General features: G+C 67.5%; 23 protein-coding genes. 13 read left to right on the top strand and 10 right to left on the bottom strand.

The window, feature by feature from the left end:
- Positions 1-1,815, bottom strand: a complete 1,815-nt coding sequence (locus tag DSM104443_RS16435; RefSeq protein WP_171094134.1) for a DUF2264 domain-containing protein — start codon at positions 1,813-1,815, stop codon at positions 1-3.
- A gap of 53 nt (positions 1,816-1,868) precedes the next feature.
- On the opposite strand from DSM104443_RS16435, the gene adk reads away from it, so the two are divergent.
- From adk to DSM104443_RS16385, 10 genes are all read left to right on the top strand, one after another.
- Positions 1,869-2,522 (top strand): adenylate kinase, encoded by a 654-nt coding sequence (gene adk, locus DSM104443_RS16430; protein WP_171094132.1) that lies wholly within the window; start codon positions 1,869-1,871, stop codon positions 2,520-2,522.
- Positions 2,523-2,524: 2 nt separating this feature from the next.
- On the top strand, positions 2,525-3,784 hold the full coding sequence (locus DSM104443_RS16425; RefSeq protein ID WP_171094130.1) for a 6-phosphofructokinase: 1,260 nt from the start codon (positions 2,525-2,527) through the stop codon (positions 3,782-3,784).
- Between the two features lie 30 nt (positions 3,785-3,814).
- Positions 3,815-5,893, top strand: coding sequence for a sodium-translocating pyrophosphatase (locus DSM104443_RS16420; protein ID WP_171094127.1), 2,079 nt, complete (start codon positions 3,815-3,817; stop codon positions 5,891-5,893).
- A 265-nt stretch (positions 5,894-6,158) separates the two neighbouring features.
- Positions 6,159-6,815 (top strand): glutathione S-transferase family protein, encoded by a 657-nt coding sequence (locus tag DSM104443_RS16415; protein ID WP_171094126.1) that lies wholly within the window; start codon positions 6,159-6,161, stop codon positions 6,813-6,815.
- The gene (gene tgt, locus DSM104443_RS16410; protein ID WP_171094124.1) at positions 6,812-7,918 is read left to right on the top strand and encodes a tRNA guanosine(34) transglycosylase Tgt; all 1,107 of its coding nucleotides are present in this window, start codon (positions 6,812-6,814) and stop codon (positions 7,916-7,918) included. The genes DSM104443_RS16415 and tgt overlap by 4 nt, the downstream gene beginning before the upstream one ends.
- 52 nt (positions 7,919-7,970) lie before the next feature.
- Complete coding sequence (gene yajC, locus DSM104443_RS16405; RefSeq protein ID WP_171094122.1) at positions 7,971-8,294, top strand: preprotein translocase subunit YajC; 324 nt, start codon at positions 7,971-7,973, stop codon at positions 8,292-8,294.
- Positions 8,291-10,192 carry a protein translocase subunit SecD gene (gene secD / locus DSM104443_RS16400; protein WP_171094119.1) on the top strand — a complete coding sequence of 634 codons (1,902 nt, stop codon included), beginning with the start codon at positions 8,291-8,293 and terminating at the stop codon, positions 10,190-10,192. The genes yajC and secD overlap by 4 nt, the downstream gene beginning before the upstream one ends.
- A 30-nt stretch (positions 10,193-10,222) precedes the next feature.
- Positions 10,223-11,176 (top strand): protein translocase subunit SecF, encoded by a 954-nt coding sequence (secF, locus tag DSM104443_RS16395; RefSeq protein WP_171094117.1) that lies wholly within the window; start codon positions 10,223-10,225, stop codon positions 11,174-11,176.
- 60 nt (positions 11,177-11,236) lie between these two features.
- The gene (locus DSM104443_RS16390; protein ID WP_171094115.1) at positions 11,237-11,875 is read left to right on the top strand and encodes a DedA family protein; all 639 of its coding nucleotides are present in this window, start codon (positions 11,237-11,239) and stop codon (positions 11,873-11,875) included.
- A gap of 13 nt (positions 11,876-11,888) precedes the next feature.
- A complete protein-coding gene (locus tag DSM104443_RS16385; protein WP_171094113.1) occupies positions 11,889-12,353 on the top strand; it encodes a DUF2721 domain-containing protein in 465 nt (154 codons plus the stop codon).
- Here the strand turns inward: DSM104443_RS16385 and DSM104443_RS16380 are convergent.
- On the bottom strand, positions 12,326-12,670 hold the full coding sequence (locus tag DSM104443_RS16380; RefSeq protein ID WP_171094111.1) for a DUF2069 domain-containing protein: 345 nt from the start codon (positions 12,668-12,670) through the stop codon (positions 12,326-12,328). The two genes, DSM104443_RS16385 and DSM104443_RS16380, sit on opposite strands and share 28 nt — an antisense overlap.
- The gene (wrbA, locus tag DSM104443_RS16375) at positions 12,667-13,260 is read right to left on the bottom strand and encodes an NAD(P)H:quinone oxidoreductase (protein ID WP_171094109.1); all 594 of its coding nucleotides are present in this window, start codon (positions 13,258-13,260) and stop codon (positions 12,667-12,669) included. Before wrbA ends, DSM104443_RS16380 begins: the two co-directional genes overlap by 4 nt.
- Positions 13,261-13,295: 35 nt before the next feature.
- On the opposite strand from wrbA, the gene DSM104443_RS16370 reads away from it, so the two are divergent.
- Complete coding sequence (locus DSM104443_RS16370) at positions 13,296-14,522, top strand: YihY family inner membrane protein (RefSeq protein ID WP_171094106.1); 1,227 nt, start codon at positions 13,296-13,298, stop codon at positions 14,520-14,522.
- On the opposite strand, the gene DSM104443_RS16365 is transcribed toward DSM104443_RS16370, so the two are convergent.
- A complete protein-coding gene (locus DSM104443_RS16365; RefSeq protein ID WP_171094105.1) occupies positions 14,511-16,082 on the bottom strand; it encodes a hypothetical protein in 1,572 nt (523 codons plus the stop codon). The two genes, DSM104443_RS16370 and DSM104443_RS16365, sit on opposite strands and share 12 nt — an antisense overlap.
- A 150-nt stretch (positions 16,083-16,232) precedes the next feature.
- Here DSM104443_RS16365 and DSM104443_RS16360 point away from each other — a divergent pair, with 150 nt between their 5' ends.
- Entirely contained in the window at positions 16,233-16,658 is a 426-nt protein-coding gene (locus tag DSM104443_RS16360; protein ID WP_171094103.1) for a TlpA family protein disulfide reductase, read from the top strand.
- Here the strand turns inward: DSM104443_RS16360 and DSM104443_RS16355 are convergent.
- Genes DSM104443_RS16355 through DSM104443_RS16345 form a run of 3 tightly spaced genes read right to left on the bottom strand, consistent with a single transcriptional unit; the run spans position 16,655 to position 19,507 of the window.
- Positions 16,655-17,275: a transglycosylase SLT domain-containing protein gene (locus DSM104443_RS16355; RefSeq protein WP_171094102.1), complete on the bottom strand. Its 621-nt coding sequence runs from the start codon at positions 17,273-17,275 to the stop codon at positions 16,655-16,657. The genes DSM104443_RS16360 and DSM104443_RS16355 overlap by 4 nt on opposite strands.
- Complete coding sequence (locus tag DSM104443_RS16350) at positions 17,253-17,792, bottom strand: GNAT family N-acetyltransferase (RefSeq protein WP_212756744.1); 540 nt, start codon at positions 17,790-17,792, stop codon at positions 17,253-17,255. Before DSM104443_RS16350 ends, DSM104443_RS16355 begins: the two co-directional genes overlap by 23 nt.
- Positions 17,789-19,507 (bottom strand): proline--tRNA ligase, encoded by a 1,719-nt coding sequence (locus tag DSM104443_RS16345; RefSeq protein ID WP_171094099.1) that lies wholly within the window; start codon positions 19,505-19,507, stop codon positions 17,789-17,791. The genes DSM104443_RS16350 and DSM104443_RS16345 overlap by 4 nt, the downstream gene beginning before the upstream one ends.
- A gap of 145 nt (positions 19,508-19,652) precedes the next feature.
- Between DSM104443_RS16345 and DSM104443_RS16340 the strand changes: the two genes are divergently transcribed.
- Positions 19,653-20,240, top strand: a complete 588-nt coding sequence (locus DSM104443_RS16340) for an RNA pyrophosphohydrolase (RefSeq protein ID WP_171096583.1) — start codon at positions 19,653-19,655, stop codon at positions 20,238-20,240.
- Between the two features lie 5 nt (positions 20,241-20,245).
- Here the strand turns inward: DSM104443_RS16340 and DSM104443_RS16335 are convergent, their stop codons facing one another.
- Genes DSM104443_RS16335 through DSM104443_RS16325 form a run of 3 tightly spaced genes read right to left on the bottom strand, consistent with a single transcriptional unit; the run spans position 20,246 to position 23,227 of the window.
- Positions 20,246-20,818 (bottom strand): Yip1 family protein, encoded by a 573-nt coding sequence (locus tag DSM104443_RS16335; RefSeq protein ID WP_171094097.1) that lies wholly within the window; start codon positions 20,816-20,818, stop codon positions 20,246-20,248.
- A gap of 9 nt (positions 20,819-20,827) precedes the next feature.
- Positions 20,828-22,027 carry a glycosyltransferase gene (locus tag DSM104443_RS16330; protein WP_171094095.1) on the bottom strand — a complete coding sequence of 400 codons (1,200 nt, stop codon included), beginning with the start codon at positions 22,025-22,027 and terminating at the stop codon, positions 20,828-20,830.
- Between the two features lie 3 nt (positions 22,028-22,030).
- Complete coding sequence (locus DSM104443_RS16325) at positions 22,031-23,227, bottom strand: glycosyltransferase (RefSeq protein ID WP_171094093.1); 1,197 nt, start codon at positions 23,225-23,227, stop codon at positions 22,031-22,033.
- Between the last annotated feature and the right edge of the window lie 2 nt (positions 23,228-23,229).

Genomic DNA, 23,229 nt, shown 5'->3' with positions numbered 1-23,229 from the left:
TCAGCCGCCGAAGTCCAGCACGAACCCCGGTCCTTCGAGCTGCCGTCCCGCGGGCGTGCGCGTCCATCGGAAGGGCATCGCGATCGACGTGTGATCGGTGACGCCGAGCACGGCGCACGCGATCCACGAGTCGCCCGTGCGGCCGTTCTCCACCAACGCCGGGATCGCCGTGCGCGGCCAGAGGACGTTCGTCCCCGGCTCGGCCATCAGCACCAGTCCATGCCGCTCGCCCTCGAGGTCCACGATCTCGCAGCGGCCGTTCGCGCCCTGCGCGGCGGCCTTGCGGGCGCCGTGCTTCCAACCCTGCGTATCGAGGCGGTCGATGCCGGCGTGCGCGATGGCGAAGCCGCCCTCGAATGTCGAGAGCCTGCGCCCCGCCGTCCGGATGCGATGCACGCGAACGTGCCACGGCGGCGCGGCGATGAGCCACGTGCGGATCGCGACGTCGGGCCACGGCCGCCACGTCGAAGCGGCGTGGCGCTCGCCGATCTCGATGTCCGCGGTCTCGCGACGCGACCGGAACTCCACGCCGTCTTCGCTCAGCGCGAGCATGCTGTCGTAGCCGCCGTGCGTGAGGCCGGACGTGCCGGTGCCCACGCTGAAGCCGAAGCGCGTGGAGTAGCAGAACTTCGCGTAGCGGGCCGCGTCGTGGCGCAGCCCCCAGGGTGCAGGCTGCCCTGCGCACAAGGCGAACACATGGCGACCTTCCTCGCTGCGGCACACGACGAGGCGCGGCGCAGGCTGCGCGACGATGGCACCCGGATCGGTCGCCGCAGTCTCGGTCGCGCGCCAGAAGGGATGGCCTTCGGGAAGCGCCAGGGGCAGGAACGTCTTGAAAGCCCAGTACGGCGATGCGGGACCGATGTAGTCCTCGCCGATCGCGGCGTTGGGATACGCGTATCCGGGTACGAGCCGGTCCTGCGCATCGACGATGGGCCGTGCAAGCCACCAACGGAGGTTGCGCAGCCACAGGCCCTTGATCTCACCCCAGGGCAGCGCTTCCACGCCTGCCCACGCGAGAGCACCCCAGAACGCGCCCTGTGCGAAACGGTACGAGAGGCTGCGGCCGAACGGCAGCGCGGCGCCCTCGGCGTCGAACCATGCGGCGTAGTCGCGCGCGAAGCGCGAGGCGCGATCGCGCAGGCGAGCGCAGCGCTCCGGATCGCGCCCGGCTTCGAGCCGCGCATAGAGCAGGCCGTAGAAGTGGAACGCGAAGGCGACGTAGTGATCGCTGGAGCCCCCCTGGCCATCGGAGTACCAGCCGTCGCCCAGGTCGAAGGACTCGATGCGGTCCATGTCGGCCGCGATCCGTGCTGCGTCGTGCCGCGCTCCGAGCCGCTCCGCCGCGAGGTTCGCGAGGACGCGGAAGAAAAGCCAGTTGGTCTCGGGCACGCGCACATCGCCGAGACGAGCGATCCAGCGCACGAGGTTTTCACGCGCGGCGGTGGGCAGGGGATCCAGCAACGCGGCGGGCGCCACGAGAAGGGCCGAGGCGACGGCGGCGCATTCCACGAGGCGCTGGTCGTGGTCCCGCGGATCGCCCCAGTAGAGAGGGTCCGCCGGATCGAAGCCGCGCGCGATGCCTTCCACGAGGGCGGCAGCCTGCTTGTAGGACCCTCCGCCCGCGAGCCAGGGCGCGATGCCCCACAGGGGACGGGCGAACGCCTCGATCGCCGCGCAGGCGTCGCTATGCCGCCCCGCGTTGAAACCGGGTATCGCGCCGTCCGTGGAATCGAGGGGCGCGCAGAGCGCCGCCAGGGCCCGCGCAACCTCGGCCCGGGTGGCGAGGGGATTCGTGACGAGGGGCAGGCTCATGCCATAATCTCGCGGTTTGCAAAACAAGATTGTTATTGGGGGAGTCGAGCACGATGCGGCTGATATTGCTAGGGGGGCCGGGTGCCGGCAAGGGGACGCAGGCCGCGTTCATCTGCCAGCGCTATTCCATTCCGCAGATTTCCACCGGCGACATGCTGCGCGCCGCCGTGAAGGCCGGCACGCCGCTGGGCGTTGCCGCCAAGGCCGTGATGGACCGCGGCGACCTCGTCTCCGACGACATCATCATCGGCCTCGTGAAGGAGCGCATCCAGCAGCCCGACTGCTCGCGCGGCTTCCTCTTCGACGGCTTTCCGCGAACCATCCCGCAGGCCGAGGCGATGAAGACCTCGGGCGTGGACCTCGACCATGTCGTCGAGGTGTACGTGCCGGATGCCACGATCATCGAGCGCATGTCCGGCCGCCGCGTGCACGTGGCCTCCGGACGGACCTACCACGTGAAGTTCAACCCGCCCAAGGTCGCGGGCAAGGACGACGCGACGGGCGAGGACCTCGTGCAGCGCAAGGACGACGAGGAAGCCACGGTGCGTAACCGCCTCGGCGTCTATCACCAGCAGACCGAGCCGCTGGTGGAGTACTACAAGACGTGGGGCGGCACCGGCGACAAGCGCGCCCCGAAATACCATCGCATCGACGGCATCGGTTCGGTCGACGAGGTGAAGGATCGCGTCTTCAAGGCGTTGGGTTGAGCATGCCGAAGAACGCTTTCTACGCGCAGTCGGGCGGCGTCACCGCCGTCATCAATGCCAGCGCCGCCGGCGTGATCGAGGCCGCGCGCAAGCACCGGAAGCACATCGGCAAGGTCTATGCGGGCCGCAACGGCATCATCGGCGCCCTCACCGAGGACCTCATCGACACCAGCAAGGAATCGCCCGCGGCCATCAAGGGGCTGCGCAACACGCCGGGCGGCGCCTTCGGCTCGGCGCGCTACAAGCTGAAGTCGATCGAGAAGAACCGCCGCGAGTACGAGCGCCTGGTCGAGGTGTTCAAGGCGCACGACATCGGCTACTTCTTCCTGAACGGTGGCAACGACTCCGCCGACACCTGCCTCAAGGTCTCGCAGATCTCGCAGGCGATGGGCTATCCGCTCACCGCCGTGCACGTGCCGAAGACCGTCGACAACGACCTGCCGATCACCGACTGCTGCCCGGGCTTCGGCTCGGTCGCGAAGTACGTGGCCACCTCGATGATGGAAGCGGGCCTCGACGTCGAGTCGATGGCCAAGACGTCGACCAAGGTCTTCATCATGGAAGTCATGGGCCGCCATGCGGGGTGGATCACCGCCGCGCTGGGCCTCGCGCAGACGCAGCCCGGCACCGCGCCGCACATCCTGCTCTTCCCCGAGATTCCGTTCGACGAGGAGAAATTCCTCGCCGCCGTGAAGATGAACGTCGAGAAGCACGGCTACTGTGCCGTCGGCGTCTCGGAAGGCCTGCACGATGCCGACGGCAAGTTCCTCGCGGAATCCGGCATCAAGGACGCGTTCGGGCATGCGCAGCTGGGCGGCGTCGCCCCGCGCATCGCGGAGCTCGTGCGCGGCAAGCTGGGCTTGAAGCACCACTGGGCCGTCGCGGACTACCTCCAGCGCGCCGCGCGCCACATCGCCTCGAAGACGGACCTCGAGCAGGCCTACGCCGTCGGCAAGGCCGCGGTGGAGCTCGCCGTGGCCGGCCAGTCGGGCGTCATGCCGACGATCGTGCGCACCTCGAGCAAGCCGTACCGCTGGAAGATCGGCGTGGCGCCGCTGACGGCGATCGCCAACGTCGAGAAGAAGATGCCGCGCGACTTCATCACGCCGGACGGCTTCCACATCACGCAGAAGTGCCGCAACTATTTGTCGCCGCTCATCGCCGGAGAGGCCTTCCCGCCCTTCGAGAACGGACTCCCGAAATACGCGCGGCTGAAGAACGCAGCCGTGAAGAAGAAGACGAAGACCGACTTCGCACTCTAGGCCACTTCCAAAAAAGCAAGGAGAAGCAGAATGTTGCAGAACGCATTGCTCTTGGCGCTCGCCTGTGGCGCCCTCGCGCTGGTGTATGGGGCGATCACCGCGAAATGGATCCTCTCGCAACCGGACGGCAACGACCGCATGCGCGAGATCGCCGCGGCCATCCAGACGGGCGCGAAGGCGTACCTCAATCGCCAGTACACGACGATCGGCATCGTGGGCCTGGTCCTGCTGGTGGTCATCGCCTTCGTGCCGGGCCTCGGGATGATGACGGCCCTGGGCTTCGCCATCGGCGCCATCGCCTCCGGCGCCGCGGGCTACATCGGCATGAACGTGTCGGTGCGATCCAACGTGCGCACGGCGGAAGCCGCGCGCCGCGGCATCGGTCCCGCGCTCGACATCGCCTTCAAGGGCGGCGCCGTGACGGGCCTGCTGGTCGTGGGCCTCGGCCTGCTCGCCGTGACGGGCTTCTACATGCTGCTGCAAAGCGGCGCCCCGGCCGGTGCCAAGCTGAACGACATCGTGAAGCCGCTCATCGGCCTCGCGTTCGGCTCCTCGCTGATCTCGATCTTCGCGCGTCTCGGTGGCGGCATCTTCACCAAGGGCGCGGACGTCGGTGCGGATCTCGTGGGCAAGGTGGAAGCCGGCATCCCCGAGGATGACCCGCGCAACCCCGCCGTGATCGCTGACAACGTGGGCGACAACGTGGGCGACTGCGCCGGCATGGCCGCGGACCTCTTCGAGACCTACGCCGTGACGATCATCGCCACGATGGTGCTGGGCGCGCTGCTGCTCGGCAACTCCGCCGTCGCCGGCAACGCGGTCGTGTATCCGCTCGCGCTCGGCGCCGTCTCGATCATCGCCTCGATCATCGGCTGCTACTTCGTGAAGACGAGCGAGGGCGGCAAGATCATGAACGCCCTCTACCGCGGCCTCGCCGTGGCGGCCATCCTCTCGCTGATCGCGTTCTACTTCATCACCGGCTGGCTGATGGGCGACGTGGCGAAGGTGAACCCGCTGCTCACCGTGAACGCGCTCTTCGGCGCTTGCGTCGTGGGCATCGTGCTGACGGCGCTGATGGTGATCATCACCGAGTACTACACGGGCACGGACTACGCGCCGGTGAAGCACGTGGCGGAAGCCTCGACCAAGGGCCATGCGACCAACATCATCGCGGGCATCGGTGTCTCGATGCGCTCGACGGCGTGGCCGGTGCTCTCGGTCTGCGCGGCGATCTGGGCGGCGTACTCGCTCGCGGGCCTGTACGGCATCGCGATCGCGGCCACCTCGATGCTCTCGATGGCCGGCATCATCGTGGCCCTCGACGCGTACGGCCCGATCACGGACAACGCCGGCGGCATCGCCGAGATGGCCGAGCTGCCGAAGGAAGTGCGCGCCGTGACCGATCCCCTGGATGCGGTGGGCAACACGACCAAGGCCGTGACCAAGGGCTACGCGATCGGCTCCGCCGGTCTCGCGGCCCTGGTGCTCTTCGCCGACTACACGCACAAGCTGGAAGAAGCCGGGCGCCACATCTCGTTCGACCTCTCCAACCCGGCGGTGATCATCGGCCTCTTCGCCGGCGGCCTGATCCCGTACCTGTTCGGCGCCATGGCGATGGAAGCCGTCGGCCGCTGCGCGGGCTCGGTGGTGGAGGAAGTGCGCCGCCAGTTCAAGGAGATCCCCGGGATCATGGACGGCACGGGCAAGCCGGACTACTCGCGCGCCGTCGACATGCTCACCAAGGGCGCCATCAAGGAAATGATGATCCCGTCGCTGCTGCCGGTGCTCTCGCCGATCGCGGTGGCCCTCATCGTCGGTTTCCTGATGGGCCGTGACGCGGGCGTGCAGGCGCTGGGCGGCATGCTGATGGGCACCATCGTCACGGGCCTCTTCGTCGCGATCTCCATGTGCACCGGCGGCGGAGCCTGGGACAACGCCAAGAAGTACATCGAGGACGGCCACCACGGCGGCAAGGGTTCGGACGCGCACAAGGCGGCCGTGACCGGCGACACCGTGGGCGATCCGTACAAGGACACGGCGGGCCCGGCGGTGAATCCGCTGATCAAGATCATCAATATCGTGGCGCTGTTGATCGTGCCGTTGCTCTGATCTTTTTTGCTTCGACAAAACGCCGGCTCACGCCGGCGTTTTTGTTTCTAGAGCGTTTGAAACACAGAGGACACAGAGGGGGCACAGAGGACACAGAGGAAAGAGATGTCTTGGAATCGAATCGGTGATCGTGGTGGCCGTCTCGCTCCCTGAATAGATTGCTCTTCCTCTGTGTCCTCTGTGCCCCCTCTGTGTCCTCTGTGTTCGATAGCTGTAGCCAAGCATCGCCGTAGGCGATAATCGCGCTTCACCGAGGAGGCATCGCATGGCACTCACGTTCTATCACGGTCAAGGCTCCCCCTATTCCTGGCGCGTGTGGCTCGCGCTCGAGCACCTGAAGGTCCCGTACGAGCTGAAGGTCCTGTCCTTCCAGGCGAAGGACCAAATGAAGCCCGAGTTCGTCGCGCTGAACCCGCGCCACCAGGTGCCGACGATCAGCGACGACGGGTTCAACCTCTGGGAGTCGATCCCCATCCTCGAGTACCTGGACGAGCGCTACGGCGTCGAAGGCCCGGCGCGCCTGTATCCGGGAACCGAGGTGGAACGCGCGCGCACGCGCCGGATCGTGAAGGAGATCGAGGGCTACCTGCGCGGCGAAGGCGTCGGCGTGATGGCCGAGCAGCTCTTCTTCAGTGGCGAAGGCGTGCAGCCCGACATGGCGGTCGTCTCGAAAGCGCGCGATACGATCGCCGCGGAGCTGCGCGGCCTCGAGCGGGAGCTGAAGGGTCCCTTTTTCGGCGGCGAAACGCCGTGCGCGGTCGATTTTGTGCTCGCCCCGGAGCTGGGCTACGTGAACCGCATCCAGTTCCGCAAACCCGAATCGAACGTGGGCACGGCAGTTCCGGAGTCGATCCTGGCCTGGCACAAGCGCATCCAGGCGCTGCCGTTCTACGACAAGACCTACCCGCCGCACTGGAAATGAAGTTCGCGGTCCACGCCACCGACGGCGCTTCGCGGCGCGGCACGCTCACGCTCGCGCACGGCGAGGTGCGCACGCCCGCCTTCATGCCCGTCGGCACCTACGGCACCGTGAAGGCGATGAGTCCCGCGGAGCTCGTGGAGCTCGGTGCGGACATCGTGCTGGGCAACACCTTCCACCTGTGGCTGCGGCCGGGCATCGAGGTGATTCGCGCGCACGGCGGCCTGCACCGCTTCATGGGGTGGACGAAACCGATCCTCACCGACTCGGGCGGTTTCCAGGTGTTCAGCCTCGGAGCGCTGCGCAAGATCAGCGAGGAGGGGGTGGCCTTCCAGTCGCCGGTGAACGGCGACAAGCTCTTCCTCACGCCCGAGACGTCGATGGAGATCCAGCGCGCGTTGAACTCCGACATCGTGATGGTGTTCGACGAGTGCACGCCCTATCCCGCCACGCGCGACGAGGCGGCGATCTCGATGAACCTGTCGCTGCGCTGGGCGCAGCGCTCGAAGCGGGCGCACGAGGGCAGCACGAATGCGCTCTTCGGCATCGTGCAGGGCGGCATGCACGAGGACCTGCGTGACGAATCGCTGGGCGCGATCTCGACGCTCGGCTTCGACGGCTACGCCATCGGAGGCGTCTCCGTGGGCGAGCCCAAGGAGGACATGGAGCGCATCGTCGCGCACACGGCTCCGCGCCTGCCCGCCGATCGTCCGCGCTACCTGATGGGCGTTGGGACGCCCGAAGACCTCGTCGGCGCCGTAAGCGCGGGCGTGGACATGTTCGATTGCGTGATGCCCACCCGCAACGCGCGCAACGGCTGGCTCTTCACCCGCCATGGCGACGTGAAGATCAAGAACGCCCGCTACAAGGACGACACCGGCCCGCTCGACCCGACCTGTGCCTGCTACACCTGCCGCAACTTCTCGCGCTCGTACCTGCATCACCTCCATCGCACGAACGAGATTCTCGGTGCCCGGCTGAACACCCTGCACAACCTCTTCTACTACCAGGTGCTCATGGACGAGATGCGGGGGGCCATAGAGAAACGGGAACTGGGGGCTTGGAAAGCCGAATTCCGGCTCCAACGTGCTAAAATATTGGGCTAAGCAGGAAGCCAAAAAGTCCTGTCGATTCAACAATTTCCGCACGGAGTCCGCAATGATCGGTACCGCTTACGCCCAGGCCGCGGGTGCACCCGGAGGGAGTGACACGCTGATGGGGATGCTCCCCATCATCCTGATGTTCGTGATCCTCTACTTCCTCATGATCCGCCCGCAGATGAAGAAGGCGAAGGAGCACAAGACGATGATCGACGCCCTGCAGAAGGGTGACGAAGTCGTCGCGGTGGGCTTCCTCGGCAAGATCAGCAAGGTCGGCACCAACTACGTGTCGGTGGAGATCGCCCCGAACGTCGAAGTCCAGGTGGAGCGCGGCGGCATCAGCCGCCTGCTGCCGAAGGGCACCATCAAGGACGCGCAGTGAACCGTTATCCCGCCTGGAAATACGTCCTCATCGGGATCGCGCTGCTGGTCGGCATCATCTACACGGCGCCCAACTTCTACGGGGTCGTGCCCGCGGTCGCCGTCTCGGGCGTGCGCGCCGCGAACAAGGTCGACGAGCCGATGAAGGCCACGCTCGACGCGGCCCTCAAGGCGGCCAACGTCCCGGTGCTGAGCTCCGAGCTCGACGCCAACGGCTCCGCCCACTATCGCTTCGCCGACACCGACCGCCAGATCCAGGGCCGCGACGCGATCGTCGCCAAGCTGGGCCAGGGCTTCGTGGCCGCGCTGAACCTCGAATCCAATTCCCCGCCGTGGCTGCACGCGCTGGGCGCCAAGCCGATGTACCTCGGCCTCGACCTTCGGGGGGGCGTGCACTTCCTCCTCCAGGTGGACATGAAGAAAGCCGCCGACAAGTCCATCGAGCGCTACATGGGCGACATCCGCACGACGCTGCGGGACAAGAAGATCTACTACTCGGGCCTCACGCGCGAGAGCGACCGCATCACCGTGCGCTTCCGCGAGCGCGAGCAGAAAGCGGCAGCCCTCAAGCTCGTCACCGATACGCTGGTCGAGCTGAACGTGCGCGAGACCGAATCGGCCGACGAGTCGCAGCTGATCCTCACGATCAAGCCGGAGATCGTGAAGCGCGACCAGGAGCTGGCGCTGCAGCAGAACATCCAGACGCTCCGCAACCGCGTGAACGAGCTCGGCGTGGCCGAACCGATCGTGCAGCAGCAGGGTCCCGACCGCATCCTGGTGCAGCTGGCCGGCGTGCAGGACCCGGCTCGCGCCGAGGAGATCCTCGGCCGCACGGCGACCCTCGAAGTCCGCATGGTCTCGGAAGAGAACGCCGCCGGCCCCGGCCAGGACGCGTTCTACGCCTACAAGGATCAACCCGCGCCCTTCGCGACCGACAAGTTCTTCGACCAGGACGGCCAACCCGTGCTGGTGCGCAAGATCGTGGTGATGACGGGCGACCGCATCAAGGACGCGCAGCCCGGCTTCGACGAGCACGGCCGCTCCGCGGTCAACATCAAGACCGACGAAACGGGCGGGCGCATCCTGCGCCAGACCACGCGCGAGAACGTGAAGAAGCGCATGGCCATGCTCCTGGTCGAGAAGAACAAGACCGTGGTGCTCACGTGGCCCGTGATCCAGGAGGAATTCGGCTCGAGCTTCCGCGTGACCGGCATGCCGGACACCACGGAGGCGAAGAACCTCGCGCTGCTGCTGCGCGCGGGTGCGCTTGCGGCGCCGATGGAGATCATCGAGAAGAGCACGGTCGGCCCGAGCCTGGGCGCCGACAACATCGAGAAGGGTTATCACGCCGTGCTGTACGGCTTCATCGCCATCGGCGTGTTCATGATCCTCTACTACGCGCTCTTCGGCGTCGTGTCCGTGGCGGCCCTCGCGGCCAACCTGTTGTTCCTGGTCGGCCTGCTGTCGATGCTCCAGTTCACGCTCACGCTGCCCGGCATCGCCGCCATCGCGTTGACGCTCGGCATGGCGATCGACGCCAACGTGCTGATCAACGAACGCGTGCGCGAGGAAGTGCGTTCCGGCATGACGCCGCAGATGGCGATCCAGGCCGGCTACGAACGCGCGTTCGACACCATCCTGGACTCGAACATCACGACGCTCATCGCGGGCCTGGCACTGCTCGCCTTCGGTTCCGGCCCGGTACGCGGTTTCGCGGTCGTGCACTGCCTGGGCATCCTGACCTCGATCTTCAGCGCGGTGATGGTCTCGCGCGGGCTGGTCAACATCATCTACGGCGGGCGCAAGAAGGTGACCCGGCTGTCGATCGGCAACACGACCTGGGACAAGGAAGAAGACAAGAAGAACGACGAAGACCGGAAGAAGAAGGTCGCGGTCTAGTCCGGGCGTCCCAACCGATAGGAAAGCACCATGGAATTCTTCAGGATTCGCCGCACCATCCCCTTCATGCGCCATGCGAAGGTGTTCAACATCATCTCGTTGATCACCTTCCTGCTCGCGGTCTTCTTCCTCGCCACGCGCGGGCTGCACTTCTCGATCGAGTTCCTGGGCGGAACGGTGATGGAGGTGCAGTACAAGCAGGACGCGGAGCCGGAGAAGATCCGCAACTCGCTCGCGAAGCAGGGCCTCACCGACGTCTCGGTGCAGACCTTCGGGACCTCGCGCGACGTGCTGATCCGCCTGCCGCTCAAGGCCCCGACCGACGGGACCACCCAGAACGACGCGATGAAGGCCCTCTCCGAGAAGGTGATGACCGGCCTGCACGGCGACGACGCATCCGCGCAGCTGAAGCGCGTGGAGTTCGTCGGCGGCCAGGTGGGCAAGGAGCTCGCCACGGACGGGGGCCTGGCGCTGCTCTTCGTTTGTATCGGGATCATGGTCTACCTCGCCTTCCGCTTCGAGTGGCGCTTCGCGGTGGCGACGATCATCGCGAACCTGCACGACGTCGTGATCATCCTGGGCTTCTTCTCGTTCTTCCAGTGGGAGTTCTCGCTGCCCGTGCTGGCGGCGATCCTCGCCATCCTCGGTTACTCGGTGAACGAGTCGGTCGTGGTGTTCGACCGGGTTCGCGAGAACTTCAAGAAGCTGCGCAAGGCGAGCGTGGACGAGGTGATGGACGCCTCGATCACGGGGACCATCTCGCGCACGATCATCACCCACGGGTGCACGCAGATGATGGTGCTGTCGATCTTCTTCTTCGGCGGTGCGAGCCTGCACAACTTCGCGCTCGCGCTCACGATCGGCATCTGCTTCGGTATCTATTCCTCGGTGCTGGTCGCCGCGCCGCTCGCGAAGTACCTCGGCGCCTCGCGCGAGGATTTCGTGAAGCCGGAGAAGAAGGCCCAGCTCGCCGACATGCCCTGATGGTCGCCCCCGCGAAGGCGGGGGCCCAGCCTGGATTCCCGCCTTCGCGGGAATGACGACATGGAACTGATCGCCTCCTTCATCGACCTCGTGCTGCACCTCGAGGTCCACCTGGCGGAGCTCGTCCGCCAGCACGGCCCCTGGATCTACGCGATCCTCTTCGCCATCATCTTCGCGGAGACGGGCCTGGTGGTGACCCCCATCCTCCCCGGCGACTCGCTGCTCTTCGTGGCGGGCACGCTCGCCGCCACCGGCGCCATGGACGTCCACCTGCTGGTGGTGCTGCTCATCGTGGCGGCGATCCTCGGCAACTCCACCAACTACGCGGTCGGCCGCTGGCTCGGGAAGACCTTCTTCCGCGACCGCGGCTCGCGCTGGCTCAATCCCGAGTATCTCGAGCGCACCCACGCCTTCTACGAGAAGCACGGCGGCATGGCGGTCGTGATCTCGCGCTTCGTCCCGATCATCCGCACCTACGTGCCGTTCGTGGCGGGCCTGGGCGCGATGACGCCCGGGCGCTTCACCCTGTACAACATCGGCGGGGCCGTCGCGTGGATCGCCTCGCTCACCTACGCGGGCTACTTCTTCGGCAACATCCCGTGGGTGAAGAAGAACCTCTCGTTCATCATCATCGGGATCGTCCTCGTGAGCGTCGTCCCGGTCGTCGTCGCGGCGATCCGCGCACGGCGCGAGCGCTAGCGGAGGGCGGACCATGCTCGATTCGCACGTCTTCGACATCACCCGCCTGATCCAGCTCGCGGTGGCGCCCGTGTTCCTGCTCACTGCCGTGGGCACGATCATCAACGCCGTCATCAACCGCCTGGGGCGCGCGGTGGACCGCCGCCGCCAGCTCGAGGACCTGGTGATGGCCTACGAGGGCGACGAGCGCGACAAGATCCTCGCCGAGCTGGAGATCATCGCGCTGCGCATCCGCCTTTCGCTGGGATCGATCGCTTCGGCCGTGTTCTCGGCGCTGCTCGTGTGCCTGCTGATCGCCTTCACGTTCATCGGCGCGTTCATCACCTTCGACCTCTCGAAGGTCGTGGCCGGGCTCTTCATCCTCGCGATGGTGAGCCTCACGATGTGCCTGCTGATGTTCCTGCGCGAAGTGACCGTCGCCGCGAAGAGCGGCCGCCACGTGGTGACGCTTCAGGACGTCCTGGACGCCCGCAAGTAGGCGACGATCGCCGCGAAGAAGGCGAGCGAGAGCGCGATCTCGATCGCGGCCAGCGTCCTCATGGCCGGCACGGGATCGCTCCACGCGCGCACCACGCCCTCGGCGACATAGAGCCACACCAGCAGCGAGCTCCACTGGTAGGTGTAGCGCTTGCCGTTCAGGATGCCGAAGAGCGGGAAGAGCAGCGGCAGCACCTTCAGCACGAGCCACGATCCGCCGGGACGAAGAGGCGCCAGCCACAGCTCCCAGGCGACGCACAGGAAGATCAGCGAGACCAGCGTGAAGCAGGCGGCGAGGTACGCCGTGCGCGCCTTCACGCCGAGAGCTTCTTCGCCACCGTCGCGAGCCGGCGTCCCAGGGCGAAGGCGAGCTTCGATTCCTCGTCGGTGACGGGCCGGTCGTTGGCGCTGCCCGACACGTGCGTCGCTCCGTACGGCGTGCCGCCCGAGCGCGTGCTGTTCAGCTCGCCCTCCGTGTACGGAATGCCGACGATGAGCATCCCGTGGTGCAGCAGCGGGACCATCATCGTGACCAGCGTCGTTTCCTGCCCGCCGTGCATCGTCGCCGTGGAGGAAAAGACCGCGGCGGGCTTCCCCACCAGCGTGCCGGCGGCCCACTCGGCGCCGAGGCCGTCGATGAAGTGCTTCATCGGCGCGGCCATGTTGCCGAAGCGTGTCGGCGAGCCAAGAGCGATGCCCGCGCATTCGACGAGATCGCGGCGCTCGACGTAGGGCGCGCCTTCCGGCGGAACGGCAGGAGCAGCGACTTCCGTCACCGGCGCCACCTTCGGCACCGTGCGGACGCGCGCGTGCATGCTTTCCACGCTGTCGATGCCGCGCGCGACGGATTGGGCGAGCGCCTTCACGGAGCCCGATGCGCTGTAGTAGAGGACGAGGATGTCTGCCATGGCGCTGCTATGATACCGCCGCGGTCTCCCATCCCATGCTGCGAAAACTCCTCGACGTCTTCGGCTTCCTGCGTTTCGTGCTGCGGCGCTGGACCGAGGACCGCTGCCCGCAGATCGCCGCGAGCCTCACCTATACCACGCTGCTGGCGCTGGTACCCGTCTTCGCCATCGGCGTCGCGATGCTCTCCTCGTTGCCGTTCTTCGAGCAGATCATGGTGCGGCTGAAGGTCTTCCTGCTGCTGAACCTGGTGCCGGAGCTGGCCGGGAAGATCATCGTCGAATACATGGAGCCATTCGCGCGCAACGCCGCCCGGGTGACGGGCATCAGCTTCGGCGCGCTCTTCGTGATGGGCGTCGGGATGATGTGGGCCGTGGACCGCTCGCTGAACACGATCTGGCGCGTGCGCCGCAACCGCCCCTGGCCGATCTCGATCCTCGCGTACGTGGCGCTGCTCGCGATCGGGCCCATCCTCGTGGGCATCAGCGTCACGGTGACCACGTACCTGCTCACGCTCTCCGCCGGCGTCACGGACGTGCCCAAGGATTTCCGCCCCTATCTCCTCAAGGTGGCGCCCATCGCGGTGAGCTCGTTCGCGTTCTTCCTCGCCTACCAGATCGTGCCGCACCGGCGAGTGCCGTGGACGCATGCGCTCGCCGGCGGCTTCGTCGCGGCGCTGCTCTTCGAGGCGATGAAGGAGATCTTCGCGTACTACGTCGCGAAGGTGCCGACGTACAGCCTGGTCTACGGCACGTTCGCCACGATTCCGCTGTTCCTGATCTGGGTGTACTTCTCGTGGCTCGTGATCCTCTTCGGCGCCGAGATCACGGTGTCGATCGGCTACCTGCACGGGGCGCTGTGGAAACGCGTGTCCTCGCCGGGCGCGCGCTTTCGCGACGTGGTGGAGCTGGGCCGCCTGCTGGTGCACGCCAAGGGCCAGGCCGTCGAGTTCCAGGACCTGCAGAAGGCCGCCGCGATCCCGTCGGACCAGCTGGAGGACGCGCTTCACCACCTCGTCGACGCGGGCGTCGTGAAGCAGGAAGGCAAGCACGGGTTCCTGCTGGCGCGCCGGCCCGAGGAGATCTCGCTGGGTGACCTGTATCGCGCCGTCATCGCGCCCGGCGCGCGCCTGGAGCCCGAGGAATGGGTGGGCTACGAGGGCGAGATCGGCGACGTCATCGACCAGTTCCAGGCGCTGCTGAACCGCCCGCTCGCGGCGCTGCGCGACAGCATGCCCCCGGAGGACGCCGCCTCAGGACGGTGAGATGTGGAAGAGCTCGAAGCGCCCGGTCTTCTCGATGAGGCTGGTCGCGCGCACCACCACCACGGTGCCGTCTTCCTCGACCTCGTATTCGCGAAGATCCGCGTAGGTGGCGGGGGGCGTGAGGAGCGAATCCGCTTCCGTGGACTGCTCCGACTCGTGCAGCAGCAAACCGATCTTCACCGTGCTGGTCGAGTTGATGGTCGGCGTCACCGCGACGGCGCGTGCCGCGGGGGCCAGGAACTGGATGCCGAACTCCAGGCCGCCGTCCTCGAGGCTCGTGACCCAGCGCACGACGCCGATGGTCCACCGCGCCTTGCCGAGGAACTTGATGCCGACCGCCTCGCCGACGCTGATGCCCTGGCTGGTGGAGCCGTCGCGATGGACCTTGAGGCCGCCCGCGCTCGAATTCACCACGTCCCACTCGGAGAGCATGCCCCTGGAGGCCTCGTCCTGCGGCACGTTGATGAGCGGGACCGTGGCGCCGCTGTCGATCGCCTCGGCCTCGGCCGCGATGTCCACGCGCTGCTGCTCCGCGACGAAGTGGCTCACCGCGCGCAGGCCCGCGCAGATCGCCACGCGCGTATCCATCGCATCGCGGCGGAAGGCTCGCTTCGGCGGATCGCCCCACAGCACGATCAGCTTCAGCATGAGCTGCATCGTGTCGAAGCTCACCATCTTGCTCATGGTCGACGAGACGTTGCCCGAATCGATGGCGGACTTGCGCTGGCGCAGGCGATCGACGAGCGGGTTGGCGTCGAGCAGGCGCGCGTTCGGCCCGCCGGGATCATCCGCGCCCGTGAGCGGCTTGGGGGCCTTGTCGGTGTCGCACGGCACGAGGAAGTGCGCGGCGGCGCTGGTCGCGGGGCGGGACGTGCCGAGCGTGGCGAGGCCGCGGTTGGCGCGCAGCAGCTCGACGGCCTTGTCCACCTCGCCCTGGATCAGGCGGTAGGGATCGGTGAGCGAGAGCAGCAGCGACTCGGCGTAGAGGTCGTTGATCGTGAGCTTGGTCTCCGCGTCGCCCACTTCTCCGGCGATGCCTTCCTGCGCGGCGAAGAGATAGAGCGCGTGCATCTCCTTCCACGCGCCGGCGCTCAATGCGGTGTACGACTTGTACGCGGCGCGCAGGCCTTCGGAGCTGTACTCCATCGCGCGGAAGACGAGCAGCGGGAGTTGCTTCTTCGCACCGAACGCGATCAGCTTGCCGGTCTTCTCGACGATCGCGATCTTGTAGCCGTTGGCCATCTCGGCGGCGATCTCGCGCGCGAGGCCTAGGCATTCGCGTGCCTTCGCGGAGAGTGGCAGCGGCGATTTCGAGTACACCGCATCGAGCTCGTCGAGGACGACGGCGGCAATCGGTCGATAGGCTTCGAGGAGGGCCAGGCGATCGTCGACATCGACCTTCGCGCGGCTCAACGCCACGAGGTTGACGCTGATCATCTTCGCCGCCTCGATGCTTTGGGCGAGCGGAAGCGCCTCCAGCCAGGCCTTGGCCTGCTTGGGACGGATTTCGAGGTCTTTCGGAGGGGCAGTACGGACGGGGACCGACAGGTCGAGCGGCATGGGGGCGCGAGTCTCTGCTAAGCTCTTGTTGAGCTTTGATTTGTATGGACTTTTTATTCTTCCCGGTCTGCCAGCCGGTGAAGCCCAAGGATAGAGGAAAAGCTTTTGAAAACCAAACGTTTAGCGGGCTTTTTCGGCGTTTTTGCCGCCGTGCTCGCCCTGGCGTGCTTCGACGCCCGTGCGTGGACGGTGACGGACACTGCCGGCGCCAAGCACGACCTCGCGAGCTACAAGGGCCGCTGGGTCGTCGTGAACTTCTGGGCAACGTGGTGCGCGCCTTGCGTGAAGGAGATCCCCGACATCGCGGAGTTCCGCCGCGCGCATCCGGAGGTCGTCGTGCTCGGCATCGCGATGGACGTGGAAGACGGCGTCGAAAAGACCAAGCAGTTCGCGAAGAAGGTCGGGCACGAATATCCGCTGGTGCTCGAGGACGAGACCATCGAGAAGCAATTCGGGAAAGTGAAGGGGCTGCCGGTGACGATGGTGTTCGACCCCACCGGCAAGAAGATCTACGACCGCCTGGGCACGGTCTCGAAGCGCTTCCTCGAAGACACCACGAAGCGGCCGAAGGCCTAGCCCAGCGCCCAGCGCGACCGGAAGGCGGCGAACACCTTCCCGGGATACTCGTCGCGGCCGAGCGAACCGTTGTAGCGCGCGAGCGCGTTGCCCATGTTGCCCTTCTCGCGATCCAGGTAGTGCCGCAGGATCACGCAGCCGTAGCGCAGGTTCACGCGCTCGGGGAACAGGCTCTGGCTGCCTTCGCCCAGCTCCTTCACCCAGAACGGCATCACCTGCATGTAGCCGCGGGCCCCGGCCTTCGACACGGCGTACTTGCGGAACCGGCTCTCGACTTCGATCACCGCGAGCACCATGTGCGGATCGAGGCCCGAGCGCTTCGCCTCGTAGCTCACCAGCGCGAGGAAGTTGCGCGCGTTCTCCTCGTCCTTGAAGTAGGGACGTACGCGCGGGGTCATCACGCGCACCCACGCGCGCAAATCGAGGTCGTTCCAGTCGAAGGTGCTGCGGTCGCGCACGGCGCCGGCAAGTGTCGCGCGCACCGAGGCCGAGAGCACTTCGTATTTCTGGTCGCCGGCGGAGGCGCCGTACGGAAGGAGGAGCGACGCGGGCAGCGCGGCGAGGGCCGCGAGCGCCGAGCGCCGCGCGGCAAGGCTAGGAGGTTGTCTTGTTGGCATAGACCATCGCGGGCTGGCCGAGGAGCTCGACCATGCCGTCGCGGACGAAGCCCAGCTTCTCCGCGACGCGCACCGAGGGCGCATTGCCCGGGCGGATGAGGCTGATCACGCGGTCGCGATGGAGCACGTCCTTCGCATAGGCGTACGCCGCGCGCGCGGACTCGATCGCGTAGCCCCGGCCCCAGTACGGGCGTCCGATCATGTAGCCCAGCTCGAATCCCGGCCAGCCTTCGGGGTCGATGAAGCCCACGCGCCCGACGAACTCGCCGGCCTCGCGCGTCTCCACCGCCCACATGCCATAGCCGCGGAGCAGCCAGTGGCCGAGCCCGCCCGAGATGGCCCGCCATGTGTCGGCGCGGCTCACGACCTTGCCTTCGCCGAGGTAACGCATCGTCTCGGGGTCGGCGTACATCGTCGCGAGCGGATCGAGATCGCGCTCCTCGAGGATGCGCAGGCGCAGGCGTTCCGTCTCGAGCGTGACCCCGATCGGAAACAGGCGGGCGCCCGGCCAGCTCACGCGGCGAGCTTCGAGCGCAGGTGCGCGAGGGCGTCGGCGAGCGGCACCTTCGTCGCTTCGCTGTCGCGGCGATGCTGGTACTCCGCGATGCCTTCCTTCAAGCCGCGATCGCCGATCACGAAGCGGTGCGGGATGCCGATCAGCTCCTGGTCGGCGAGCAGCACGCCGGGACGCTCGTCACGGTCGTCGAGGAACGCGTCGACGCCGGCCGCGCTGAGGTCCGCATAGAGCTTGTCCGCGGCGGCACGAACGGCCTCGCTCTTCTTGTAGCCGAGCGCGATCACCGACACCACGAAGGGCGCCATCGACTCGGGCCAGATGATGCCGCGGTCGTCGTAGTTCTGCTCGATGGCGGCGGCGACCACGCGCGTGATGCCGATGCCGTAGCAGCCCATCTCGACCGGGACGTTCTTGCCCTCGGCGTTGACGATGTTGGCGCCCATCTTCGCGGAGTACACCGTCCCCAGCTGGAAGACCTGGCCCACCTCGATGCCGCGTGCGATGGCGAGCGCGCCCTTGCCGTCGGGCGAGGGGTCGCCCGCGACCACGTTGCGGATGTCGGCCACGGTCGGTTCGGGCAGGTCGCGGCCCCAGTGCACGCCGGTCGCATGGAAGCCGTCCTCGTTGGCGCCGACGCAGAAGTCGCTCATCGCGGCGACCGTGCGGTCGGCGATGATCTTCACGTCGTGCCCGACCGGGCCGAGCGAGCCCGGCGAGGCCTTCAGCGTCGAGCGGATCTCCGCGTCGGTCGCGAAGCGGAAGGGCCTCATGCCCGGGATCTTCGAGGCCTTCACCTCGTTCAGCATGTGGTCGCCGCGCACGAGCAGCATCACCATCTGCTCGGGCCCGCCTTCGGGCGTGGCGATCACGACGATCGACTTCACCGTCTGCGTGAGCGGGATCTTGAGGAACGCAGCGACTTCCTCGCACGTGTGGATGCCGGGTGTGGCGACTTTGCGCATCGGCTGTACGGGATCGTGGCGCTTCGCCGTCGGAGCGAGCGCCTCGGCCTGCTCGACGTTCGCGGCGTAGTCCGATCCGTCGCTGTACGCGATCGTGTCCTCGCCCGAGGCTGCGAGCACCTGGAACTCATGCGTGGCCGTGCCGCCGATCTCCCCCGAATCCGCGGCCACGGCACGGAACTTCAAGCCCAGGCGCGTGAAGACGCGCGTGTACGCGTCGTACATCAGCTGGTAGCTCTTCTGCAGGCCCGCGAGGTCGGCATCGAACGAATACGCGTCCTTCATGATGAATTCGCGGGCGCGCATCACGCCGAAGCGCGGGCGGATCTCGTCGCGGAATTTCGTCTGGATCTGGTAGAGGTTCACCGGCAGCTGCTTGTAGCTGCGGATCTCGCCGCGTGCGATGTCGACCAGCACTTCCTCGGCCGTGGGCGCGTAGCAGAACTCGCGCTCGGCGCGGTCCTTGATGCGCAGCATCATCGGCCCGTAGAGGTCCCAGCGGCCCGACTCCTGCCACAGGGCGGCCGGCTGGATCGGCGGCGCGAGGATCTCCAGCGCCCCGGCGTTGTTCATTTCCTGGCGCACCACGGCCTCGACCTTCCGCAGCACGCGGATCCCCAGCGGCATCCACGTGTAGAGGCCGCTGCCGAGCCGCCGGATCAGCCCCGCCCGCAACATCAGCTTGTGGCTCGGGAGCTCCGCTTCCTGCGGGGCTTCCTTGAGGGTGGCGAGGTAGAACTGGGTGGCGCGCATGACTTCTCCGGGATGCAGGGGTTATTGAATCAAATCAGCAGGTTGCAGTGCAGCATTCTACAGGATGGCGCGCCGGGGCCCTACGTTGGCGAGTGCTCCCAACTGTGCAAGAATGGGATAACTCTACGAATTAGTGGTGGCCGACATGATCGATCGGGACGGATACCGCCCGAACGTCGCCATCGTGCTCTGCAACACGAAGAACCAGGTGTTTTGGGGTAAGCGCATCAAGGAGCACGCCTGGCAGTTCCCCCAGGGCGGCATCAAGCCGGGGGAAACTCCCGAGCAGGCGATGTACCGGGAGCTGAAGGAAGAGACGGGGCTCGAAGCGCACCACGTCCAGATTCTCGGGCGCACGCGCGACTGGCTGCACTATCACGTGCCCACGCACTGGGTGAAGCGCGAGTGGCGCGGCACCTACAAGGGCCAGAAGCAGATCTGGTTCCTGCTGCGCCTGGTCGGCCGTGATTGCGACGTCTCCCTGCGAGCCTCGGGGCATCCCGAGTTCGACGCCTGGCGTTGGCACGACTACTGGGTGCCGCTCGACACGGTCATCGACTTCAAGCGCGACGTCTATCGCCAGGCCCTGGAGCAGTTGGCCGGCTTCCTCGACGTGCGCCCGAACCTCTCCGGTATCTCGCCCTACGGACGCCGGCGCAAGCAGGGGCAACGCCCGCGCACGCCGCGTCCGCAGATCGTCGTGCCGCCGGGGACCGACCCGCTGCCCAGCTAGAGCCGTCAGAACCCGCGCATCGAAGGCGGGATGGCCAGGTAGGGCAGGGCCGTCGCGGCCACCGTCACCACGAGCGCCACGACCATCAGCACGGTCGTATACCCGATCGCCTGCTGCTCGGGCACCTTCATCAGCCGGGGGAGGGCCAGGTACAGCAGGTAGAGGCTGTACAGGCCGCCGGCGAGGCTCAGGATCGACACCCAGGGCACGAGCGAGAACGCGCCCGCGAGCCACGCCGCGGTGGGCGCGAACGCCGAGACCTTCATCGCCTGCACGAAGTTCTCCCGGCCCCCGAAGGGCTCGGCCAGCGCGTCGATCGCCAGCGCGAGCACGTAGACCGCGAAGAGGGACAGGCCGTACGACAGCACGAAGTGCGTGACGCCATAGGACATCGGCAGCCGCGCGTTCGAGATGCCGATCACCGAGTAGCCGAGGAAGGCGCACACGGGCGGGATCGCCGCGAGCGGCATCACGTAGCGCGTGAAGAGCCCGGGCACCGTGTGCGGCTCGGTGTCGATCACGTCCCACTCGGCGGCGGGACGGCGCAGCAGGCGTTGCACGCGTTCGACGATGTCCATCAGGACATCTTAGCGGACGAGCTCTTCCGTCCTCGCGACCACGCGCCGCAGCTGCTCCTGAGGGGACCACGCCGGGTAGCGGGCGCGGAAGGCGCGCGCCGCGAGCGTGAAGCCCGGCTGCTGGAGCACGCGCTCGAGGGGCTCCGCCACGCTGCCCGCCTGCTGCGCGATCTCGACACCCGGGCCGCGAACCGCGAGGGCGGCGCCGAGGGTCTCCATGCGCAAGGCCGTGATGTGCTGCTCGAACTGCTGCGGAAAGAGGAGCTGCGGGATTCCGAACGCGAGCGTGCCATGGGCGATGTCGCCGCCCAGCGAGACCATGAGGTCGCAACGCGCGAGCAGCCGGTCCAGGCGAACCGGCCCCTCGCTCATGCGGATGTGCGGTGACGCGAAGGCCGCGCGCCGCGCGGCGTCCAGGCGCGGAATGTAGGCGACGACTTCCGCGCCCCGTGCGCGCAGTTGGCGGAACAGGTCGTCGAGCGACGGTTGTGTGGCGGGCAAGTACACCAGTACGCGCTTGCCGCGGCCCTCCGGCCAATCCGTGAGGCGGCCGCGGTCGATCGACATGCGCGGTCCCCAGTAGCCCACGCGCGATCGCGGGAAGTAGTGGTCCAGCTCGGGAAATGTACAGAGGAAATGCTCGTCGACCTCGAACTGCTGCGCGAGATATTCGAGGGGCGCGGCGCCCAGGCGCTCGAGCGCCCCATTCACGATGCCGAGCACGAAGGCCTCCGAGTTCGCGATGTCCTGTTCCTGGGCCGGCAGGTCGGTGCGAAACGGCGGCATCGGCCTTCCAGCCGGAGGCGTGAAGAAGCCGTTGCCGTAGGTGGCGCGGCGGATCCCGAGCGCGCGTGCCGCGATGAGCGCCGTGGGGGCGTAGTCGCCGATCACGAGGTCCGGCTTCCAGCCCGCGAAGAGCACGTGCCACGCCGAGAGGATTCCCGAGAACGTGACCGGATCGCGGTAGCCCGCGCCGACCATCACTTCCGCGAAGCTGCGCGGCGTGAAGTTCGGTGCGTCCGCCGTCCATGCAGGCGCCTGGAAGACCGTGAGCGCGCGGGTCTCGGGCAGCGCCTGCAGCGGGCGCAGCTCGCGCAGCATGAGAGAGACCGTGTGACCGCGCTGTCGCAGCGCGTCGCCGAGGCGGGCGACGGCGGCCGCGTGGCCGAAGGACGCGCCGTACTCCCACGCGAGGGCGATGCGCGCCATGTTCTAGGCCCCGAGGATGGCGCAGACGCGTGCCGCCGCACGCGTCGCGGATGCGCGAGGCGAGTGGCTCGCGAATCGCGCGCTCAGCACCTTCGCTTTCGCCCTGCGCTCCTCGTCGCGCAGCAAGCCCGCGATCCACGGCGTGGGATCGGGGAGCGGACGATCGGGCGGCGTGGGGCGCACGTGCGATGAAACCCCGAGCGCCTCGACGCGGCGCGCGATGAGGAACTGCTCGAGGTGCATCGGGAGCAATGCCATCGGCACGCCCGCCGCGAGCGCCTTCGACGTGAGGCCGAGGCCGGCATGGCCGATGCAGAGGTCGCAATCGGCGAGCACGGGGGCGAGCGAGACGGCGCGCGGGACGACGAGCACGTTCGGCTTCGACAGGGCCTGCGCCTGCGGAGCCATGAGGCCGGGTGCCACGACGATGGCCTCTCCGGCCGTCGCCTCGAGCGCGGCGAGCAGCCCCATGAATCCCGGATAGCGCGGCTTCAGGTAGGCGAACACGCGAGGGCGGCGATCGCCGGCCCACGTGACCTCTTCACCGGGCACGGATTCGTCGAGCGGACCCAGGTATTCCGCGTCCTCGCGCGGGCCGAAGGGATCCAGCTCCTCGAACGTGCAGAGGATGTCGTCGCGCGCGGCGAAGATCTCCGAGGCCTGCGCGAGGGGCCGCGCGCCGAGTGCCGTCAGCGCCTTGTTCGCGCTCGCGGTGAGCGCTTCGTCGGCGCCGCGCAGCGTGGCTTCGGTGATCGCCTGCCACGGGCGCAGGCTCGGCAGCGGATGCACGGAGGGCGGCGAGCTGAAGCCGCTGCCGATGGTGACGGCCGGAATGCCCGCGACTCGCGCGGCGAGCAGTGCAACCGGTGCATAGTCCGCGACGATCGCATCGGGCTTCTCGAGCTCGAAGAGGGAGAGCCACGCGCGGACTGGCCCCTCGATGCCGCCGCCGTCGTGGAACCCGAGGTCCAGCAGGATGCTGGCGAGGCTTGCGGGGGAGAGATTGGGGCGTTCGACGCCGGTCGTCAGCGGTGCCGCGTAGCAGCGGAAGCCGCGCGACGTGGCGCCCGCGTGCTGGAGGTTGGAGAAGGCGAGCGCCGGTTCGTGCCCCGCGTCGCGCAACGCGACCGCGAGGGCGGTGAGCCGCTGGATGTGGCCGAGGTCGCCCCCGTACTCCCAGGCGCAGAGGACGCGGGCCACGC

The organism is Usitatibacter rugosus, assembly GCF_013003965.1.
GTDB classification, from domain to species: domain Bacteria; phylum Pseudomonadota; class Gammaproteobacteria; order Burkholderiales; family Usitatibacteraceae; genus Usitatibacter; species Usitatibacter rugosus.
Note: the sequence above shows the minus strand (reverse complement) of the source record. Positions and strands in the feature narration are given on the sequence as shown.

What these genes read in the sequence shown, in the direction of transcription:
- DSM104443_RS16435 (WP_171094134.1), bottom strand. Translation starts at nt 1,815, where the DNA reads ATGAGCCTGCCCCTCGTCACGAATCCCCTCGCCACCCGGGCCGAGGTT.
- adk (WP_171094132.1), top strand. Translation starts at nt 1,869, where the DNA reads ATGCGGCTGATATTGCTAGGGGGGCCGGGTGCCGGCAAGGGGACGCAG.
- DSM104443_RS16425 (WP_171094130.1), top strand. Translation starts at nt 2,525, where the DNA reads ATGCCGAAGAACGCTTTCTACGCGCAGTCGGGCGGCGTCACCGCCGTC.
- DSM104443_RS16420 (WP_171094127.1), top strand. Translation starts at nt 3,815, where the DNA reads ATGTTGCAGAACGCATTGCTCTTGGCGCTCGCCTGTGGCGCCCTCGCG.
- DSM104443_RS16415 (WP_171094126.1), top strand. Translation starts at nt 6,159, where the DNA reads ATGGCACTCACGTTCTATCACGGTCAAGGCTCCCCCTATTCCTGGCGC.
- tgt (WP_171094124.1), top strand. Translation starts at nt 6,812, where the DNA reads ATGAAGTTCGCGGTCCACGCCACCGACGGCGCTTCGCGGCGCGGCACG.
- yajC (WP_171094122.1), top strand. Translation starts at nt 7,971, where the DNA reads ATGATCGGTACCGCTTACGCCCAGGCCGCGGGTGCACCCGGAGGGAGT.
- secF (WP_171094117.1), top strand. Translation starts at nt 10,223, where the DNA reads ATGGAATTCTTCAGGATTCGCCGCACCATCCCCTTCATGCGCCATGCG.
- DSM104443_RS16390 (WP_171094115.1), top strand. Translation starts at nt 11,237, where the DNA reads ATGGAACTGATCGCCTCCTTCATCGACCTCGTGCTGCACCTCGAGGTC.
- DSM104443_RS16385 (WP_171094113.1), top strand. Translation starts at nt 11,889, where the DNA reads ATGCTCGATTCGCACGTCTTCGACATCACCCGCCTGATCCAGCTCGCG.
- wrbA (WP_171094109.1), bottom strand. Translation starts at nt 13,260, where the DNA reads ATGGCAGACATCCTCGTCCTCTACTACAGCGCATCGGGCTCCGTGAAG.
- DSM104443_RS16370 (WP_171094106.1), top strand. Translation starts at nt 13,296, where the DNA reads ATGCTGCGAAAACTCCTCGACGTCTTCGGCTTCCTGCGTTTCGTGCTG.
- DSM104443_RS16365 (WP_171094105.1), bottom strand. Translation starts at nt 16,082, where the DNA reads ATGCCGCTCGACCTGTCGGTCCCCGTCCGTACTGCCCCTCCGAAAGAC.
- DSM104443_RS16355 (WP_171094102.1), bottom strand. Translation starts at nt 17,275, where the DNA reads ATGCCAACAAGACAACCTCCTAGCCTTGCCGCGCGGCGCTCGGCGCTC.
- DSM104443_RS16345 (WP_171094099.1), bottom strand. Translation starts at nt 19,507, where the DNA reads ATGCGCGCCACCCAGTTCTACCTCGCCACCCTCAAGGAAGCCCCGCAG.
- DSM104443_RS16340 (WP_171096583.1), top strand. Translation starts at nt 19,653, where the DNA reads ATGATCGATCGGGACGGATACCGCCCGAACGTCGCCATCGTGCTCTGC.
- DSM104443_RS16335 (WP_171094097.1), bottom strand. Translation starts at nt 20,818, where the DNA reads ATGGACATCGTCGAACGCGTGCAACGCCTGCTGCGCCGTCCCGCCGCC.
- DSM104443_RS16330 (WP_171094095.1), bottom strand. Translation starts at nt 22,027, where the DNA reads ATGGCGCGCATCGCCCTCGCGTGGGAGTACGGCGCGTCCTTCGGCCAC.